This window comes from Nocardia sp. Root136, from assembly GCF_001427185.1.
Taxonomy (GTDB): Bacteria; Actinomycetota; Actinomycetes; order Mycobacteriales; family Mycobacteriaceae; genus Nocardia; species Nocardia salmonicida.
Map to the genome: position 1 here is coordinate 309,354 of NZ_LMFE01000013.1, position 16,673 is coordinate 326,026.

Below are 16,673 nucleotides of genomic sequence, written 5' to 3' on the forward strand. Positions count from 1 at the left end.
CCGTCCCAGGGGTACGAGCAGCCGAACGGGCCTCGACGACATCGAAGGAGCGACCGCCATGGAACAGCACGAGATCACCGAGATCCTGAACCGCCCGCACAGCCAGGAACTGCTGGCCCGCGACCTGCTCCGCATGGCCTACGTCGCCAAGGACGGCACGCCGCGCAATGTCCCGGTCGGTTTCGCCTGGAACGGCGCGGAGATCGTCGTCTGCACGTCGACGAACGCACCGAAGCTGCCTTCCCTGCGCCACAACCCCGCGGTCGCGCTGACGATCGACACCGAGGTGCACCCGCCGAAGATGCTGCTGATCCGCGGGCGGGCGGAGTTGGATGTGGTGCACGGCATCCCGGCGGAATACCTGGAGATGAACGGCAGCTACGAGATGACCGCCGAGCAGCGCGTCGTGTGGGAGGCCGAGGTCCATTCGCTCTACGAGGGCATGGTCCGGATCGTCATCACGCCGACCTGGGTCAAGCTCATCGACTTCGAGACCACCCTGCCGTCCGCTGTCGAGGAACTCATCCAGCAGCGGGCCGAACGTCAGAACGCCTGAAACCGACCTGTCCCGGCCAGAATGGGCCGAAACGAATCGAGGAGAACATCATGGCCAAGTACCTGCTGCTCAAGCACTACCGCGGCGCTCCCGCCTCGGTGAACGACGTGCCGATGGATCGGTGGACGCCGGAGGAAGTGACCGCGCACGTGCGATACATGGAGGATTTCGCCGCACGGCTGCGATCGACCGGCGAATACGTCGACAGTCAGGCGCTGACCACGCAGGGCACCTTCGTCCGCTCCGACGGCGAGGGACGCCCGCCGGTCACCGACGGGCCGTTCGCGGAGACCAAGGACCTGATCGCGGGCTGGATGATCATCGACGTCGACACCTATGACCGGGCCCTCGAACTGGCCGGTGAGCTGTCGGCGGCGCCGGGCGCGGGCGGGAAGCCGGTCCAGGAGTGGCTCGAACTGCGGCCGTTCTACGCGGAATTGCCCACGGTGACCGAATGAACGAAGCGCTGGTGCGCGCGCTCGTCCCCGCGGTGATCGGGATCCTCGTCCGACGCGGGGCCGAGTTCGCCGCGGCCGAGGACGCGGTACAGGAGGCGCTGATCCGGGCGCTGGAAACCTGGCCCGACGATCCACCGCGCGATGCGAAAGGCTGGCTCGTCGCCGTCGCATGGCGAAAGTTCATCGATGCGACACGGGCCGAAACATCACGGCGGGGTCGGGAATTCGTGGTGGATGCCGAGCCCGAGGCCGGGCCGGTGCCCGCCACGGACGACACATTGTGGCTGTATTTCCTGTGCGCGCACCCTTCGCTGTCTCCCGGCTCGGCCGTCGCGTTGACCCTGCGCGCGGTCGGCGGCCTGACGACCCGACAGATCGCGACGGCATACCTGGTTCCGGAAGCGACTATGGCGCAACGGATCAGCCGGGCGAAGAAGCGGATCACCGGCTTACCGCTCGACCGTCCCAGCGATCCGGCGACCGTGCTGCGCGTGCTCTACCTCGTCTTCAACGAGGGCTACAGCGGCGACGTCGATCTGGCGGCCGAAGCCATCCGACTCACCCGCCAGCTCGCCGCCTCGACCGACGAACCCGAGGTCTCGGGACTGCTCGCGCTGATGCTGCTGCACCACGCTCGCCGTGCCTCACGCACCGAGGGCGCCCGTCTGGTGCCGCTCGCGGAGCAGAACCGAACACACTGGGACACAAGACTTATCGCCGAAGGGGTGACCATTCTGCAGGCCGCCTTGGCCCGTGACCGGCTGGGCGAATACCAAGCCCAAGCCGCGATCGCCGCTCTGCACGCGGACGCCCCGAGCACCGCCGAAACGGACTGGGTACAGATCGTGGAGTGGTACGACGAACTGCTGCTTCTCACCGACAGCCCGGTGGTGCGCCTGAACCGCGCGGTCGCGCTCGGCGAGGCCGACGGACCCCGAGCGGGCCTGGCCGCACTGGCCGACCTGGACCCAGAACTGCCGCGCTACACCGCATCCCGTGCCTACCTGCTCGAACGGGCGGGCGACCTCGCGCAGGCCGCCACCCTGTATTCCGAGGCCGCACACGCCGCCACCACCGTGCCCGAGCGCGACCACCTCACCCACGAGGCGGCCCGGGTACGGCAGCTGCTGTCCTGAGTCGCCTTCGGCGCTAAGTGGACCGCGGCAGCCGATCGTCCGCGACCAGATAGGTGATGCCGAGATCGCGCAGGACGATGCCGGGCTCGCTCGCGTGAACCGGACCGAGCGCCTTCACCAGATCCACCGACGTCAGATGATCAGCCGGGTGAACGCCGTCGGTGTGGTGGAAATCGACTGTGGCCGTAGCAGTTCCAGCTGCAGTGGTGGTGACCAGGCGATAGCGCAGCGGAACCGCGCCGGTGCCTCGGGTGCGGATCGAACGGTAGGTGATCCGGTCACCCAGGGTGTAGACCGCACCGTTCTGCTCGGGAGTATCGGAGCGTGCGCCGGTGAAGGCGGCGTCTTCCAGTACGCGCAGACCGGAGAAGTAGTAACCGGGCACGATCTCGTCCGGCACCGTGTTCCACGGATACACGCCCTCGTCGGGTAGCTCGAGCTCCTCGATCAGTTCGATGCTGGTGATCTCCCGCGTCGCCGCGGCGAGCGAGCGGGTGAGCCGGGCCGCCACCGCCGATTGGAAGCCGCCGGTGGCGTGCAGGGTGGACGATCCGGTGCGGCAGGCATCCCGCACCTCGTCCAGGGGGAGGGCTTCGAGGGGCAGTGCGGTCACCACGTCGCGACCCGCGCCGAGCTGGGCGACCGCCGCATCGACGTCGGCCGTCAGGTGGATAACCACCGCGGCCGAGGAAGGCGGCGCGACGGAGATATCGGGATGCGCGGCGATCCGGTCGGCGAGCGGCCCGGCGCCGAGCACCGCGACCGGAAGCGGGGAGGTCATGCTGTCTCCAGACGGTATCGGGGGCTCAGATCGGGCGTCGCGACACCGGCCGGCGCCGCGCACAGTTCCGGGATGACGTCGAGCATCGCCTTGACCGAGATGTCGGTGACCGCGGACCAATCGCCCTCGTACGACTCGTCGTCGAGTTCGTTGCGCATCTCGATCCGGGCGGGGCTGCCGTCCAGCGTGATCACGTGCCCGCCGGCGAGGCTGCGCGGATGATCCGGCCCGAGGTGGGCGTTGCCCGGGCCGACGTGCCAGCATTCGGCGTTGGTCATGAACAACCGGTCGCCGAGGTAGCCGCGATAGCTCATGTGGATGGCGCCGACCGTGCCCGGCTCGATCACACTGCCGCCGGCCCGCACCCGGGTCCGCGCAGGCACGGGATAGACGTGCCGTTCCACCCGAACGTCCTCGGCGCGGGCACCGAACAGCGTGTGTGCGACGTTGGCGAGCACCGCGTCGAAGTAGAAGTGCTGCATGAGCGCGATGGCGTGGTCGGAGTCGACCGCGCTCAGCGGCATCCCGAACCCGAGGCTGGCCAGCCCGCCCCACATGCCGTCCGGTGCGGCCGAAAGATCGCCGACCTCCAGGAATTTCACCTCGCGCACCTCGTCGAGCAGCCCGGCCAGGCGTAGCAGCAGTTGCTCCACCATGAGTCCGGGGTGCAGGCCCGTGCCGTGCAGCGATACCCCGCCTCGCAGGCAGGCGGCCTGAAGTCGCTCGCCTGTGGCCCGGCGTGGGATCGCCCGGTCCACCACCGGCGCGGCCAGACGCTCCAGGACGGGGCCGGTGAACCGAAGCGGGCCCGAATCCGCCACGCGCATCAGCGCTTTCAGCGCCGACAGTGCCTTGGGCAACTGCGGCCCGAAGGCGCCTCCGGTCACCCGCATCTGCGCGACAGTGCGCAATACCTCCAGCGGCGAACGCGATTCGGACAGCCAGGTGGGCATGGCCGGATTGTGATAGGACGCCGCGGACACCACGTTCTTGCCGGACTCGAGCAGGTCCAGCACATCGGCGTCCGCGCCCTGCACCAGCGACGGTGTCGTCGGCGTGTGCACAACGCAATCCGCTTTCAGCGCAAGGATTTCCGCCTTGGACGTGGTCGCCGTGATGCCCACCGGCGCCAGCCCGACCAGTTCGCCGATGTCCTTGCCGTGCTTGTGCGGGCTGAACACCTTGACCCCGACAACCTCGAAATCGGGGGATGCCAGCGCCGTGCGCAGTGCCCGCCCGCCCATGTCGCCGGGGCCCCAGATGATCAGCCGATACGGACGTGTCACAACCGCCTCCTTGCCGTTGGCGGTATTTCTAACACGCCGAGCCGTGAGATATATGGGCTTTGATTCTCTTATTGTCTCGTTGCGCGATCTGCCGTAGCTTCCCCTTCGAGTCAATACGCTGATTTCGTTGAAGGTCTCTCACGATGGCGACAGCGCCAGAGGTGTCACTGTGCAGAATCAACCACCCGCAGCCGAGCTGCTGGAGTCCCTGGCCGAACTACTGGAGAGCACACTGCTGCCGGCCTTGCCGCCCGCTCTGCGGCACCGTGCGCGGGTGGGCGCGAATCTGGCCAGGATCGTGCGGCGCGAGATCGATCTCGCGCCTGCGGCGACGCGACATGAACACGAACTGCTGGGCGCGGCCGACGACGAGCGCGCCTTGTGGCAGGCACTTGTCGAGGTGGTGCGCGCCGACCTGGCGATCGCCAAACCCGGTTACGACAGCTGGAAGGGGGAGTGACCACCGATCTCGTCGCAGGTCTGACCGAGTTCCTGACCCGAACCCTGGCCGCGCCCACGCGAGTAGACGAGCTGGAGTACCTCTCGGCAGGCGCGCGTCGGCGCAACGTGGGCTTCACCGCGCACGTCGAGGGGGAGCGCGCCCGCAAGCTGGTCGCCACGCTCGTGCCTGCCGCCGTGCAGATCATGTCGGTCGAGGACGAGGCGGCGGTGCGCGAGCTGGCGCGCACGAACGGAGTGGCGGTGCCCGCGGTGGTAGCGGTCTGCGCGGATCCAGTCGTGGTGGGCGAGCCGTTCGTTGTCAGCGAGCATGTGTCCGGGGAGACCGTCCCGCGCAGGGTATTACGCCTCATCGCGGCCGCGGGCAACGCCGAGACGGTGGCCCGCGAGTGGGGCGAGGCGATGGGCAGGCTGCACGCCATCGATCCGGCCGCCGCTCCGCGCACCGTGCCCGCCGCGGGCGCCGATCCGGCCGCCGCCCTTTTCGCCGTGGCCGAGGCGGACGTGCGTGCGCTGCTCGGCGACCGGCCGGTGTTCACGCTGGCGCTGCGCTGGCTCGAACAGCGGCTCCCGGGCCCGCCGCCGCGCACCGCGCTGCTGCATACCGACCTGCGCAACGGCAATATCGTCGTCGCCGCGGACGGTTTGCGGGCCGTGCTGGACTGGGAGGGCACTCAGCGTTTCGGCGACCCGATGCGTGACGTGGCCTGGCCCGCACTGCGGATGTGGCGCTTCGGTGCGGACGAACGGGAGTTCGGCGGTTTCGCCGACCGCGCGAGCTTCCTGCGCGGCTACCGGGCCGCGGGCGGTGACTTCGATCTCGACAGATTCCGCTGGTGGAAGGTGATGGGCACGCTGGCCTGGGGCGTCGGGCTGGCCGCTCAGGCCGCCGCGCACGTAGACGGCAGTGTGCGCGACATCGTCATGGCCGCCAGCGGACGTCGTGTTTCGGAAATCGAGTGGGATCTGCTCATGCAGATTCGCCCCGAGGCGAAAGTTTAGGAGAGACAGTGGATTTCGAACTGCCCGAAGATCTGGCCGGATATCTGACCGAGCTGGACGCTTTCATCGAGGCCGAGATCATCCCGCTCGAGCAGCAGGCCGACAACATTCGTTTCTTCGACCACCGCCGTGAGGACGCCCGCACCGACTGGGACCGTGGCGGCCTGCCGACCGCGCAGTGGGAGCAATTACTGGCCGAAGCGCGTCGTCGTGCCGATGCCGCGGGCCACTACCGCTATGCCTTCCCGCGCGAGTTCGGCGGGCGCGACGGCACCAATCTCGGTATGGCCGTGATTCGCGAGCATCTGGCCGGACGGGGGCTCGGTCTGCATTGCGACCTGCAGAACGAGCACGCCATCGTCGCCAACAATGTGGGTCTGCTGCTGATGCTCGAGTACGGCACCCCGGCCCAGCGAGCCGAGTGGGTGGACGGGCTGGCCGCGGGCACCGAGTTCTTCGCCTTCGGCATCACCGAGCCCGATCACGGTTCCGACGCCACCCACATGGCGACCACCGCTGTCCGGGCGGGCGACGACTGGATCATCAACGGGGCCAAGACCTGGAACACCGGAGTCCACATCGCCGACGCCGATCTGATCTTCGCCCGCACTGCGGGGCAACCCGGCGACGGACACGGCATCACCGCGTTCCTGGTGCCGACAGACGCGCCCGGCTTCCGCGTCGAGGAGTACCTCTGGACCTTCAACATGCCCACCGACCACGCGCGCATCTCGCTGACCGAGGTGCGGGTCCCGAGTTCGGCGATCTTCGGACAGGAAGGTCTCGGACTCGGCGTCGTCCAGCATTTCTTCAACGAGAACCGGATCCGCCAAGCGGCCTCCAGTCTCGGTGCGGCGCAGTACTGCATCGACCAGTCCGTGGCCTACGCCAAGGAGCGCAAGCCTTTCGGCAAGCCGCTGGCAGTGAACCAGGCCATCCAATTCCCACTTGTGGAACTGCACACACAGTGCGAGATGCTGCGCGCGCTCATCCACAAGACCGCCTGGTCCATGGACACCTACGGCACTTTCGCCGCCTCCGAACAGGTTTCGATGTGCAACTACTGGGCCAACCGGCTGTGCTGTGAAGCCGCCGACCGGGCCATGCAGGTGCACGGCGGTCTCGGCTACTCGCGGCACAAGCCGTTCGAGCACATCTATCGGCACCATCGGCGCTACCGGATCACCGAGGGGGCGGAGGAGATTCAGATGCGGCGGGTGGCCGGGTATCTGTTCGGGTTCATGGACCGAACCGCGGTCAAAGGGGTGTGAGTCCGCAGATAACGACCTCGGCCTCCCCGGGTTGAGGACCGGGGAGGCCGAGGGCGTTGGGACAGGCGGTCTAGAGGTTCGAGGGACGAATCCGCTCGGTCGGCGGGTCGATCGTGCGGCGGGAGTTGGAGCCGCCACTGCTGAGGAAGCCGAGGACGGCTCCCGCGATCAGGGCGATGGCGCCGACGATGCCCAGGATGATCGGCAGGGTCTTGCCGAAGAGGTCGAGCTTGTCGAGACTCTCCTGGGTGACGGCCATCTGGGCCTCGATGGTCTCCTCGTCGAAGACGAGGTGCGACTTCAGCACCGAGACGTCGACCTGGTTGGCGCTACGGCCGTAGTACATGTGGATCTTCTCGCCACCCTTGAGGACCGCGCCGGTCCTCGGCTCCACCCACACGTCGCGGGTGTTGGTGTAGAAGCGGGTCATGGTGACCGGCTCGGTGCCCTCGAGGCCCCACTTGGCGGCGGGCAGGGCGAGCTGGTGGGAGGGGTGCTTGACGACGTCCCACATGTTCGTCACCGGGATGTCCTGGCGGAAGTGGTAGACCGGCACGCCGTTGATCTCCGACTCCTCGATGAAATCGATGTCGTAGGTGGCGCGGGCGTTGAGGTCGAAGTACGGGTACGACTTCTTCTCGGTGCCGATCGGGAAGCGGTACTGCAGGCCGCGGCGCTGCTGCTCGACGGGGATCGCGGCGCCCGACTTGGGGTCGGCGGCGACGGCGATCGAACCGTTGGGCGAAGCGTCGATCGGCGCGCCGGTGACGCGGTCGAGGGTGACGCGGTCGACCGAAGCGGTGAGCAGGCCCTCCTTGGGATCCCGGTCGTCACGACGCAGGGTCTGACCGGCCTGGACGGTCATCTCCTCGGCGTCCGAGGGCTCCTCGACCGTCAGGAAGCGCTGCGAAACGAGCGGCACATTGGTGTTCACCGTGGCCGCGCCCTCGGTCGCGGTGAGCGACTTCGAGTCCAGCACAAGGCTTTCCTCGCCGGGCACGCTCTTGGCGACCGTGGTGATGCGCAGATCGAGCGGGGTCTTGGCGACCTTGTCGACCGTGTAGGTGGGGATCATGACGGCGGCCGCGAGCAGCAGCGCGCCGAGACCGACGAGGATGCAGGCGATGAGCCTGCGTACGTTGCTCATCGCGAGCCGTACTGCACGTTGCCGAGCAGCGACGAGCCCGGATCACCGGACTCCTCGGGCGCCGGGATCGAATTCTGTTGCGCGCCTGCGGTGATGCCGAGAACGGCAATCACCCCGATGACCGCGCCGGCCAGGCCGCTGACCAGGCCGGGGACGACAAACTTCATAAATCGAACTCCAATTGCGTGGTGCGAGACTCAGCCGACGGAGAAGAAACCGAGGGTCGGGGCGAACGAGCAGGTGCGGTCACCATCGGCGGTGGCCGTGGTGAGCGATCCGGTGATCACTGCCGCGACCCGGCCGGGACCGGTGTCGGCGATAGCGGTGAGAGTGGCCGGGCCGTCGGCGTTGATGCCGGCCTCGGTGGTGAGCGGCTGGGTGCCGGTGCGACGGTTGTCGAGGTTGACCCACTGCACCGTCATCGGCGGATTCTGCACGACCGTGGCGGTTTTCGTGCCGAGTGCGGTGAAGACGAAACCGGTCTGGCCCGCGGCCGGTCCGGGCGGCGGCAGCTCGGCGGGGCCGGGGACGGCCAGCGCGGTGCCGACGGAATCCGACGTCGGGCCGATGCAGCCCTTGCCGATGGTGGGGTACAGGAACTGCGCGATGCGCGGACCCTCCGAAGGCGGCAGTTCGGGACCGCCGCCACCGCTGCCGTCGAGGAAGGTGATGACCTTTTCGAGAGTGGCCTTGACCTGCGCGGGGATACCGGGCGTGGCCAACAGCACGCGGGCCTGGGCCAGAATCGCGGCCTGCCCGCCGTCGGCGATGGGGCCGGGGGCGGAAATCGCGCCTACGATCGTCGGTGCCAGCGCGGCCAAAGTCTCGGAGGGGACGTTCTCCGCGATGGCAGGGACGCTGGGCTGTGTCGCGGCGGACTGCGGGGCAGCCATCGTCGGCGTGGGTGCCACGAGTGCCGCACCCGCCGCTAGTACGAGGGCGGACAATGCGGTCCGCGATGCTCGGGTGCTCAGCACTGGTCGGCCGTCCTTTGTTCGGTGGATAGATGAAGCGATCCGGAAAGGTCAGTGTTATTCCGGGTTTCAGATACTTTGGAGAGGTGACTACAGCGGACAGGCGGTATGGGGGTCGTACGGTCGTCGCGCGTAAAGCCGAACGACGACTGCGATTCCTGGAAGCAGCGACGCGAATTTTCGCGGAACGCGGGTACGCCACGTGCTCGCTCGCCGAGGTGTGCGCGGCGGCCGGGCTGTCCAAGCGGCAGTTCTACGAGGAGTTCGAGACCCGAGAAGACGTGCTGGTGGCGGCCTACGACCGGATCCAGGACGACGCGGCGGCCGCGGTGGGCACCGCGCTGGTCGCGCTCGGTTCCACCGATCCGAAGCTCGCGCTGCGGGCCGGTTTCGGCGCGTACCTGGAGTCGCTCGGCTCCGACCCGTATCGCGCGCAGGTGGCGGTGATCGAGGTGGTCGGGGTGAGCGATCGGATGGAGACCCATCGCCGGACCCGCAGGCACGCCTGGTCGGCACTGATCGAGGGGGCGCTGGTCCAGGTCGGCGTGCGACTGCGTGGCGATGCCGAGCTGACCACCGCGTTGATCACGGGCGCGGTCACCGGCGTGGCGCACGAGTGGCTGCTGCGCGAGTCGCGCCCGCCCGTCGACGAGCTGGTCGATCTGCTCACCGGTGCGGCCCTGGCGCTGGTCACTTTCGACTGACATCAGGGCAGCCTTCGGGATGGTGGCAACAACGCTCACCTGCCGCCTGCTCAATCGACTCCCTTTCCGGACAATGTGAGACCGATCGGCTTCACAGTGTGGGCGAGAGTTTGACATATTAGTGACCCAGATCGCAATGCCGGAATTTCTGAGACCGGTGTCACCTGGGGTGATGCCATGACGGCAGCCATCGCTCAGCAGCCCACACAGGGGCCGACGCGGGCGAGCACTCCTGGACAAATGACCGGCTTTGCCCGCGCAGTGGCAGCCGTGGGCAATCCAGCGGCAACCTGTTCCAGTTCGGTGGGGGTGCATCGTCAGCCTTTGCGGAGAGAGCCGGCGATGGTGCCGCCGAGGTAGCCGGGTGTTCGGTAGGCGAGCGTGCCGTCGGATTGCAGGGTGACCGTCGAGGTGGCGCCCTGGTCCATGCATCCGCTCCCGGCGGTGAGCCTGGCGCGGAAGGTGAGACGGTCGGTGGTGGCCTCGGTGAGGGTTTCCGCGCGGGCGCAGCGGTCGTGGGACAGCGTGCCGGTGTTGGCCGAGGTGGCCAGTTCCTCACCGACGGCGCCCTCGGCGATGGTGAGTTCGATGTCGAACTGGACAGGGCCGTCGGCGGCGCGGCCCTTCCAGGTGCCGACGAACTCGGTCGGGACGGTGGTCGCGCCCGATCCGGTGGCGGTCGAACTGGGTGGAGCGGTGGTCGGACTGACAGCGACGGAGGTCTCGGCGAGGGCGGTGCTGGTTCCGGTGCCGCCGGTGGGCTGGGCGTTCAGTTGGGTGCCGATCAGATAGGCACCGCCCGCGACCGCCACCGCGACCGTCGCGGAGGCGGCGATCAGCAGAGTCCGGGTTCGCCGCGACGCGGTAGCGGGCGGCGGGCGGCCGGTGAACGTGTCGGCGGACTTGTGCGCGGCTACAAAGGGCCGCGGGGTGAATTCGCTGCTCATCACCGCGGAATACGGTCCCGGGTGAGTGGCCGGTTGCCGGGGCGCCTCGGCGGAACCCGAGGTGAATCCACCGGACTGGCTATAGGGAGTCGGTGCTGATCCGCTGGTGGCGGTCGGCCCGTACGGTCTCGACGAGCCGGTCGGCGAGGTACGCGTCGGGTTCGCGGTTGGCAGGTTCGGCACCGAAGTGGCCGTCGACCAGCCCGGTGCGGAGGTCGCGCCGACGTCGGGACGCAATGCGCCGGGTAAGTCGGCGGGGCCGTGATCCAGGTCGAGTAGACGGACGGCGGCGGTACTGATGTGCGCGACCACTTGTGGCGGCAGCCAACCGGAGCGTTCAGGGGCGCCGATGCCGTCCAGCTCCGAAAGGACCTGTTCCGGTGTCGGTCTGGCGGCGGGATCCTTGGCCAAGCAGGACGAGACGAGCGGGCGAAGGGCCGGGGGCAGGGCCTCGATGCGGGGTTCCTCGTAGACGATGCGCCAGAGCATCTGCATCACCTCGGCCGTGCCGAAGGGGCCGTGGCCCGCGGCGGCGAAGGTGAGGACGCCGCCGAGCGCGAAGACATCGCACGCGGGACTGAGGGTTTCGCCGCTCACCTGCTCCGGGCACATGAAACCCGGTGAGCCGAGGAACTTTCCGGTCGTGGTGAGAGCCGAATCCGCGATCACCCTGGCGATGCCGAAGTCGATCACCTTGGGTCCGTCGATCGCGAGCATCACGTTCGACGGTTTCAGGTCGCGGTGCACGATGCCCGCCGCGTGCACCGCGACGAGCGCTTCGGCGAGCCCGTGCGCCAGCGCCAGCAGCGCGGGCTCGGCGAACGGCCCGAACTGGGTGACCGCGTCGGTCAACGAGATCCCGGCGACGTAGCCGGTGGCCAGCCACGGCGCCTCGGCGTCGACATCGGCGTCGAGAACCGGTGCGGTGAAGGCGCCGCCGACGCGTTGGGCGGCGGCGACCTCGCGACGGAATCTCGCGCGAAACTCGTGATCGATCAGATCCGGTCGGATCACCTTCACCGCGACGGTGCGCCCACCCGGATTCCGGCCCAGATACACCTTGCCCATGCCCCCGGCACCGAGCACGCCCAGCAGTCGGTAGTCGCCGATCCGCCGAGGATCGTTCGGGTCGAGCGGTTGCATCGCGGGTGGTTCCTTCGAATCAGGTGAGCTGGGCTCGGGTTTCGGCCAGTAGCTCCGACAGCATCGGTCTGGCCGCGTGATCCTCGGCCAGTGCGGCGACGGCCTCGGTGAGGATCTTCTCGGCTTCGGTCGGGCGGTTCAGGTCGATCAGGAGCACGGCACGCTCGTAGTCGGCGCGGGTGGCTTGGTCGGTGGCATCGATGGCGCGGAAGCCGATGGCAGCGGCCTCGGCGCGCGGGAGCGCCTCGGCGCAACGTTCGGCACGGCGCAGGATTCGGGCGGCATTGTGGTTGTGCCGGGCCGTGTGCCAGGTGAGGAGTTCGGTGTCGGGGTGGGCGGTGGCGAGCTGCGCGATCGCCGCGTCGGCCGCCGCGATGGCCGCGACCGCGGCGGCGGAGTCGCCGGTCCAGTGCAGTGACAGCGCGGCGCTGTAGCGGGAGTAGGCGACGCGGATCGGGTCGCCGTGCCGCTCGGCGGTCTCGGCGGCCAGCGCGTAGCGCTCGGCGGCCTCGGCGTCGCGATCGAGCGTGTCGAGTAGATCGGCGGTCTCGACGAGAGAATAGGACTCGCCGACGAGATTGCCGGTGGCGCGATCGAATTCGATGATCTCGTCGAGGACGGTGAGTGCTGCTTCGTCCTCGTCCAGCTCGCGATGCAGACCGACCAGCAGGAAGCGGCAGTTCCGGGCTTGCTCGTCGGCCCCTGCCCGCTCCAGCCCGGCGATGGTGTCTTCGGCCTGGTCGGCGGCGTCGAGGAATTGGCCGATGGCGCGGTAGGCGACAGCCAGATCCCACTGCACGTACGGCACTTGCGCACTACCTGCCGCGGTGCCGATCGCGATCGCGGTGAGCAGCTCGCTGACCGCCTCCTCGTGCCTGCCCAGGTGGATGAGCAGGGCGCCGCGCCGCGCGTGTACGACAAGGCGCAAGCTGTCGGGAAGGTCGGCGTCGACCAGACCCACTGCCTCATCGATCATTTCCAGCGCCGCGGCCGCATCGCCTGCGTCACTGAGAATTCCGGAAAGGTATTGGGCCGCATCGGCCACCCGCCACGCCCGACCGGCCCGGCGATACGCCGCGACCGCCGCGTGTCCGGCCGTCGCGGCCTCGGCGAGTTCAGCGTTGTTCTGGTGCAGATACATTCGGTGCCTGGCCACATCGCCGAGCAAGCTGTCCTCGGCTGCCTCGGCGGCGTCGACCGCGGCCCGATCGAGCAAGCTCGGCAGCTCGGCAGCATCGTCACTCGACAGCTCGCCTCGATCGAACAGTGCGAGCAGACCGCCGGAAAGCCGTAGCGTCGCAGTCGCTCTGATGTGCGGTTCGGACGAGCTCTCCAGGTGAGACAGAGAATCTCGAAGCAGCCCAACGGCTTCCGTCGCGTCGCCGTGCCTACTGAGTAACAGGCCGAGGCGACCCAGATCGGTCTGGCGACGGTCTTCCTCACCTGCTGCGGCGAAATGCTCTGCCGCCCGACGCAATAGCGATTCCGCGCCGATGCGATCAGTCGTCTGCAAGGAACTGCCTGCCATCGCGGAGAGGCGTCTGCCTGCCAGGCTCGGCTCGTTCGGCTCGGGCTCGTCTGCCAGCCGCTGTGCCAACGCCCGCAATTCGGCGAAGGCGTGCTGCTTGTTCGCGTGCTCGGCGCGTTCGATCAGTTCGATGGTGGTGAGCTGGGGGATCTCGACCGCCGCTGCTGTCGCACCCGGCTCGACCGGCACCCGGTGCGCGGTGGCCGCGGACAACGGCAGGTAGTCGACAATCGGCGTGCTCGCCAGCTTCGCGTGGACCAACGCGGTCTGGTGGTCGGTGCCGTTGCGCCGGTCGAAGCGGGCGGCGATGGCGAGTGCCTCGTCGGTGAGCTCCACTTGCAGTGCGCGCGCGTTCGATTCGACGGCGGGCCGGTCGGCGTTGGCAGGGCGTCGCAGCTCGGTGTCACCGTGACCCTTGTCGACGAGGGTGCGCAGGAGCAGTGCCGCGGAGGAGAGGAAGGTGAGCGCGTCTTTCGGACTCGGCGCGCGATCGAGCCAGGAGAAGTGGCGGTCGAGCAGTTCCAGGCCGCGCACCTGATTGCCGGACAGGGCGCAGAACTCGAGGTGGTCGCCGATCGCGGCGAGGTCCTGGGGTTTGGTGCGCAGCAGGCGGTAGGAGCGACGATGCGCGCTGCGCGCCTCGTCGAGTTGCCCCGTACGCAGGTAGGGCAGCAGGAGTTCGGTGAGGATCAGCTGCGGTTGCTCGGAACAGCCGAGTTCACCGCCGAGGACCGGGGCGGCCAGCTCCACGGCTTCGACGTCGCGGCCCTGGCTCGCGAGCCAGGCCACGCGGTTGGTCGGATCGCAGCCCTCACAGTCCGAATTCTCGTCGCGCGGTGTGGTGCACCATCTTTCGTACCATTCGGCGGCCGCAGCGAGGTCGCCGATGTGTTCGGCCACCCGGTGCCTGCGGCCGTAGACCGCGTTCAAGCTCTGGCCCTCGACCCGGTAGCGCCGTTCCATCTGATCGAGCGCCGCCAGCGCCCGATCCTTGGGCACCTCGGGGAATTTCGTCATCGCGCCCACCGCGGTCTTGAACTTCCACCGCAGCGACGGCGCCACCCACGACTCGTGGGCGCCGGGGTCGCGATCGTATTCGGCCAGGCAACGGGCGAACGGGACGAACAACTTGGCCGGGCTCATCCCGTGGCCGTACGCGTCGATCATCGCCATCCGGATGTGGAACGCGAGCTGAGTGTGCCCGCCCGCCTCGGCGTGGCGCAGGACCTGTTCCAGCAGTGCGTCTTTGGCGTCACCGTAGGGCAGATCGTAGGCCTGGAACAGCAGCCGCTGTAGGTCGTCGGGGGTGTTGGCGGCTTCCGACATCAGAGCTCTCCCCGGGGATCGTGAACCGCCCAGTCGAGCAACCCGACGAATGATTTGTTCAGCAGCGCGGTGTCGACCGGGCGCATCGGGTGCTGGCCGAGCAGCAGCGCCTGGCTGTAGAGCGCCTCGACCGCCGTCGTCACCAAGCGAGCATCCGCGAGCCCGGTGATACGGCGTACCAACGGGTTGCGGTAGTTGAGGACCAACTGCGGACGGTCGCCCGCCTGCTCGGTGTCGAAGGCGCCGAGGACATCGGCCCACAGTTCGTCGGCGACCTCGCGGGTGGCGCGCAGTTCGGCGCGGTGCTGGGCATCGCGGTCGAGCAGATACAGCGCGGCCAGCGACGGTGGGTCGAAAGTACGCAGCACCACTTCGCATTCGAGGCGGTCGAGCACGCGCTGGGCGGTGGTGAGGAAGGGCCGAAGTGCGAGTTCGGTGGCCGGGTCAACGAGGTCGAAATGGGTGGCCAGCTCGGCGGGATCCAAACGGAGCACCCGGATTTCGGGATCGATCGCGGGCAGGCGCTCGAGAATATCGGTGATATAGGAGTAGCCGCCGTTCACCAGGCCGATGCCCGCGGCACTCGCCACCGCGGCGAGCTGACGGAACTCCTCCACCGACGGGGTGTAGCGGACGACGCCGAAGCGACGGCGGAATTCGGCCAGCGGGATCTGGCCCGCATTGGTCTCCACCGGCAACCAGCGGTCCACCAAGCGCAACATGTCGTCGTCGTGCAGGGCGAGGGCCTTCACACCGAGGTCGTGAATGCGCAGGAAGCGGTGCAGCGCGGCCGGATCGGAGGTGGACAGTTCCACCAGCCAGTCCCTGATCCGGGCGCCGAGCGCTTCCCTTGTGCTCTCCAGCAGGTCGTCCTCGTAGAGGGCTTCGCGGCTCGCGGTCGGGCGCAGTTCGGTGGTGTCGACGACGCAGCGGACGAAGAAGGCCCAGTCGGGCAGCAGCCCGGTGACGCTCTCCGCCAGCAGCATTCGCTTCAAATACACGCGATGGCCCGCCTTGGCCGCCGGGTTCACCGGTTGCGGGAGCACGAAAGCCACACCGGTGACGCCGGATTCGGCACTGGCGAGATCGAAGGTGGCGAAGGGGGTGAACCCGAAGGTGTCCTCGGCGTAGGCGGCGAGCGCGGTCGAGCGGTCGGCGGGAGTGGGATGGGTGGCGCGCCACGGTACTTCGGGCTCGGTGATCGACTGCCCGTCGACGGTGACCTCGACGGGCAGCAAGCTACCGAACAGCCGTGCCAGCTCGACGACGGTAGTCGGGGTGAGCCACTGCTCGGCGCCGCGGCGGGGCGCGAGAATCACGGTGGTGCCTGGTTCGTCGCGTTCCTGCGCGGCGGGCTCGACGCGGTAGCGACCGTCGGCGAAACCGGTCCAGCGCACGGTCGGGCCGCCGCGGGCCGACCGGGTGAGCACCTGGGCCTCGTCGGCGACGAGGAAGCACGACAGCAGACCGATGCCGAACTGGCCGAGGAACTCGTGCCGGGCGAAGCCGAGGTCGTCGCGCTTGCCGCTGCGGCCGATCGTGGCGAGGAAGGTGTGCACCTCGGTCTCGGTCAGGCCGACACCGCTGTCGTGGACGCGAATGGTGCCGTCACCGGTACTCGCGGGCGTCTCGATCCTGACCTGTGCGCGTGCCTGCGGGTCGAGGGCGCGGCGGGCGGTGATGGCGTCGACCGCGTTCTGCAGCAACTCGCGGACGTAGACCCGTGGACTGCCGTACAGGTGATGACTGAGCAGGTCGACGATGCCCCGCAAGTCGACCTGAAATACCTGCTCCACCGGGTTTCCCTCCCAAAAGCTGACCTTCTGCTGGGTCACTGTAACTGGATCTGCGGCGGCTGGCGTCGCAGTTCTCTGTGTCTATATGCGGCTGGCGCCGCAGTTCTCGGCGCTTGACTCCACCTCTTCCCTCCCTACGGGCACTCCTTCGTCGCACCC

Annotated in this window: 15 protein-coding genes; 7 read left to right on the plus strand and 8 right to left on the minus strand. The window is 68.5% G+C overall.

Annotated features, from left to right (window positions below; all coding sequences use genetic code 11):
* Positions 1-58: 58 nt before the first annotated feature.
* Genes ASD42_RS32145 through ASD42_RS32155 form a run of 3 tightly spaced genes read left to right on the plus strand, consistent with a single transcriptional unit; the run spans position 59 to position 2,150 of the window.
* Positions 59-556: a pyridoxamine 5'-phosphate oxidase family protein gene (locus tag ASD42_RS32145; protein WP_056824069.1), complete on the plus strand. Its 498-nt coding sequence runs from the start codon at positions 59-61 to the stop codon at positions 554-556.
* A gap of 50 nt (positions 557-606) precedes the next feature.
* A complete protein-coding gene (locus ASD42_RS32150; protein ID WP_056824071.1) occupies positions 607-1,014 on the plus strand; it encodes a YciI family protein in 408 nt (135 codons plus the stop codon).
* On the plus strand, positions 1,011-2,150 hold the full coding sequence (locus ASD42_RS32155; protein WP_056824074.1) for an RNA polymerase sigma factor: 1,140 nt from the start codon (positions 1,011-1,013) through the stop codon (positions 2,148-2,150). The genes ASD42_RS32150 and ASD42_RS32155 overlap by 4 nt, the downstream gene beginning before the upstream one ends.
* A gap of 13 nt (positions 2,151-2,163) precedes the next feature.
* Here the strand turns inward: ASD42_RS32155 and ASD42_RS32160 are convergent, their stop codons facing one another.
* Both ASD42_RS32160 and ASD42_RS32165 read right to left on the minus strand, forming a co-directional pair.
* Positions 2,164-2,931 carry a hypothetical protein gene (locus tag ASD42_RS32160; protein WP_056824077.1) on the minus strand — a complete coding sequence of 256 codons (768 nt, stop codon included), beginning with the start codon at positions 2,929-2,931 and terminating at the stop codon, positions 2,164-2,166.
* The gene (locus ASD42_RS32165; RefSeq protein WP_156677659.1) at positions 2,928-4,217 is read right to left on the minus strand and encodes a hypothetical protein; all 1,290 of its coding nucleotides are present in this window, start codon (positions 4,215-4,217) and stop codon (positions 2,928-2,930) included. Before ASD42_RS32165 ends, ASD42_RS32160 begins: the two co-directional genes overlap by 4 nt.
* Before the next feature lie 169 nt (positions 4,218-4,386).
* Here ASD42_RS32165 and ASD42_RS32170 point away from each other — a divergent pair, with 169 nt between their 5' ends.
* From ASD42_RS32170 to ASD42_RS32180, 3 genes are read left to right on the plus strand one after another with little or no spacing between them, the layout of a single operon-like run.
* A complete protein-coding gene (locus ASD42_RS32170; protein ID WP_056824244.1) occupies positions 4,387-4,677 on the plus strand; it encodes a DUF6285 domain-containing protein in 291 nt (96 codons plus the stop codon).
* Positions 4,674-5,678 carry a phosphotransferase gene (locus tag ASD42_RS32175; protein WP_056824084.1) on the plus strand — a complete coding sequence of 335 codons (1,005 nt, stop codon included), beginning with the start codon at positions 4,674-4,676 and terminating at the stop codon, positions 5,676-5,678. The genes ASD42_RS32170 and ASD42_RS32175 overlap by 4 nt, the downstream gene beginning before the upstream one ends.
* Before the next feature lie 8 nt (positions 5,679-5,686).
* On the plus strand, positions 5,687-6,949 hold the full coding sequence (locus tag ASD42_RS32180; protein WP_056824086.1) for an acyl-CoA dehydrogenase family protein: 1,263 nt from the start codon (positions 5,687-5,689) through the stop codon (positions 6,947-6,949).
* 70 nt (positions 6,950-7,019) lie between these two features.
* On the opposite strand, the gene ASD42_RS32185 is transcribed toward ASD42_RS32180, so the two are convergent.
* Genes ASD42_RS32185 through ASD42_RS32190 form a run of 3 tightly spaced genes read right to left on the minus strand, consistent with a single transcriptional unit; the run spans position 7,020 to position 9,073 of the window.
* Entirely contained in the window at positions 7,020-8,096 is a 1,077-nt protein-coding gene (locus tag ASD42_RS32185; RefSeq protein ID WP_056824089.1) for a DUF3068 domain-containing protein, read from the minus strand.
* On the minus strand, positions 8,093-8,263 hold the full coding sequence (locus tag ASD42_RS34135; RefSeq protein ID WP_082844323.1) for a DUF2613 domain-containing protein: 171 nt from the start codon (positions 8,261-8,263) through the stop codon (positions 8,093-8,095). The genes ASD42_RS32185 and ASD42_RS34135 overlap by 4 nt, the downstream gene beginning before the upstream one ends.
* 30 nt (positions 8,264-8,293) lie before the next feature.
* Positions 8,294-9,073 carry an Rv1157c family protein gene (locus ASD42_RS32190; protein WP_056824092.1) on the minus strand — a complete coding sequence of 260 codons (780 nt, stop codon included), beginning with the start codon at positions 9,071-9,073 and terminating at the stop codon, positions 8,294-8,296.
* 83 nt (positions 9,074-9,156) lie between these two features.
* Here ASD42_RS32190 and ASD42_RS32195 point away from each other — a divergent pair, with 83 nt between their 5' ends.
* Positions 9,157-9,774: a TetR/AcrR family transcriptional regulator gene (locus ASD42_RS32195; RefSeq protein WP_056824093.1), complete on the plus strand. Its 618-nt coding sequence runs from the start codon at positions 9,157-9,159 to the stop codon at positions 9,772-9,774.
* A 317-nt stretch (positions 9,775-10,091) separates the two neighbouring features.
* Here the strand turns inward: ASD42_RS32195 and ASD42_RS32200 are convergent, their stop codons facing one another.
* From ASD42_RS32200 to ASD42_RS32210, 3 genes are read right to left on the minus strand one after another with little or no spacing between them, the layout of a single operon-like run.
* Complete coding sequence (locus ASD42_RS32200; protein ID WP_056824096.1) at positions 10,092-11,864, minus strand: serine/threonine-protein kinase; 1,773 nt, start codon at positions 11,862-11,864, stop codon at positions 10,092-10,094.
* Positions 11,865-11,883: 19 nt separating this feature from the next.
* Entirely contained in the window at positions 11,884-14,718 is a 2,835-nt protein-coding gene (locus ASD42_RS32205) for a hypothetical protein (RefSeq protein WP_056824099.1), read from the minus strand.
* Positions 14,718-16,514 carry an HSP90 family protein gene (locus tag ASD42_RS32210; protein WP_056824247.1) on the minus strand — a complete coding sequence of 599 codons (1,797 nt, stop codon included), beginning with the start codon at positions 16,512-16,514 and terminating at the stop codon, positions 14,718-14,720. Before ASD42_RS32210 ends, ASD42_RS32205 begins: the two co-directional genes overlap by 1 nt.
* Positions 16,515-16,673: the final 159 nt, after the last annotated feature.

Bases quoted from the DNA above. Each gene is read 5' to 3' on its own strand.
- ASD42_RS32145 (WP_056824069.1), top strand. From the start codon at position 59: ATGGAACAGCACGAGATCACCGAGATCCTGAACCGCCCGCACAGCCAG.
- ASD42_RS32150 (WP_056824071.1), top strand. From the start codon at position 607: ATGGCCAAGTACCTGCTGCTCAAGCACTACCGCGGCGCTCCCGCCTCG.
- ASD42_RS32155 (WP_056824074.1), top strand. From the start codon at position 1,011: ATGAACGAAGCGCTGGTGCGCGCGCTCGTCCCCGCGGTGATCGGGATC.
- ASD42_RS32160 (WP_056824077.1), bottom strand. From the start codon at position 2,931: ATGACCTCCCCGCTTCCGGTCGCGGTGCTCGGCGCCGGGCCGCTCGCC.
- ASD42_RS32185 (WP_056824089.1), bottom strand. From the start codon at position 8,096: ATGAGCAACGTACGCAGGCTCATCGCCTGCATCCTCGTCGGTCTCGGC.
- ASD42_RS34135 (WP_082844323.1), bottom strand. From the start codon at position 8,263: ATGAAGTTTGTCGTCCCCGGCCTGGTCAGCGGCCTGGCCGGCGCGGTC.
- ASD42_RS32200 (WP_056824096.1), bottom strand. From the start codon at position 11,864: ATGCAACCGCTCGACCCGAACGATCCTCGGCGGATCGGCGACTACCGA.
- ASD42_RS32205 (WP_056824099.1), bottom strand. From the start codon at position 14,718: ATGTCGGAAGCCGCCAACACCCCCGACGACCTACAGCGGCTGCTGTTC.